The sequence below is a fragment of the Aeromonas sp. QDB56 genome (assembly GCF_027705505.1).
GTDB classification, from domain to species: domain Bacteria; phylum Pseudomonadota; class Gammaproteobacteria; order Enterobacterales; family Aeromonadaceae; genus Aeromonas; species Aeromonas caviae.
Genome location: NZ_JAPDBZ010000268.1, coordinates 1 through 1,457, shown reverse-complemented (window position 1 = coordinate 1,457; position 1,457 = coordinate 1). Strand labels below are relative to the sequence as shown.

Genomic DNA, 1,457 nt, shown 5'->3' with positions numbered 1-1,457 from the left:
CTGTGCTCGGTGATTGATCCGGGAGATCAGATCACCACTTGGCTAGATAGTTCCCCGATTTGTGCAACAAGGCCCCTTGGAGCAGGCAATACACGTTCTGGCTGCTGCTCCCCCATTGTTCTACGCCGAAGGGCTGGTTTATCTTGAGTTTGAGTACAAGGGGCAGCTGTGTCGCTATGTTCTTCCTGATCCTGCGGCTCTTCTCTGGATGCAATGGCTACGCGCTCAGCCTAGGGGGGCGGTATCGGGTGCCAGGCCCGCAATCTACTACGTCAACCTTTATCTATCGAGACAGTCTGATTGGCGCCATGACACCATCGGTGTATCTAAACTGCGTTTACTTCGTAAGATCGACTACACGCTTCGTTATAGCCCTATTGCCTACGGCATTTACACGGGATATCTGCCAAGCCAACTGCTTAACCCGGAAACCTTTGCTCGGCTAGTTACGGATAGGTGTGTGCCCAATGGCGGCGTTATAGAGTCAGTCAACCAAGACCTTCTGACAGTCCGAGAGAAACGAGCTTGGAAGGGCAGACTGCACCAAGAGCGCTACAGTACAGTGACAGCTCAATTGAGCGAGCTGAAGCGGATAATGAGTCTGCTGCGTCCGCTTCCCGGAAAGTCTGCTAATGCCCCGTTGACAATCAGTCGCAGCACGCTGGTAAATAGCTTTACCGATTGGTTGGAGCAACATGCTACGAGTGATACTCCTTACCTTTGGTTTTTGGTTGCGTGGGCTCGTTCCCTATTTAAGCATGGCGGACGGGTAAAACGGTCACTCAAACCTGGGACTATTGTCGATTATGTATCCACCATTGGTGCAGCGTTTCTGGGAAATTTTAACGGATATCGCTTAAGTGAACTCGATGGGGTTGACTGGGTGGAGCTACTCAATCGAACCAGCGACGAGGTGAAGTCTCCATCAAGAAAAGGCTTCGTGCTCTATTTTGCGACCTTCTTACGGGATGCTGAGCTGGTACCAGATCTGCCTGTTGCTGAGTTGGATATTGCGGTCAGTCACGGTGGGGTAGATGCCAACCTAATCTCTGTATCGCATGCTGAGGCCATCTTGGGATGGTTGAGTGAGCAGCAGGATGTTATCGCTCGAGATGCTCATCTTCTATTTTGCTTATGCTTTTTTAGCGGCTTGCGACGTAGTGAGGCGGCGTACCTACAACTGGCGGATCTGGATTTTCTGCCGTTAGAGCCGTCTCCCAATACCTATGACTACATTGATCTTCACATTCGTCGTAATCAAAAACGGGGGCTAAAGTCTACGGCTGCAAACCGTGTGCTTCCTTTAGATGCGCTGTGGCCAGCGTCCCATCTATCTAAACTTCGGGCTCGGGTCCAGTATCAGCGTGCGAGGGGGGATTCCCCTAAATAACTGATCCCAATAGTGCTACACCTTCGCTGTGCCATAGCCATTCCCCGGGAAAGGAGACACGGTATCC

The 1,457-nt window shown here is 51.5% G+C and carries 1 protein-coding gene; it reads left to right on the top strand.

What is annotated here, in order from left to right:
- Window positions 1-76 precede the first annotated feature (76 nt).
- Window positions 77-1,390, top strand: a complete 1,314-nt coding sequence (locus OKB81_RS20310) for a hypothetical protein (RefSeq protein ID WP_270805429.1) — start codon at window positions 77-79, stop codon at window positions 1,388-1,390.
- The last annotated feature ends 67 nt before the right edge of the window (window positions 1,391-1,457 follow it).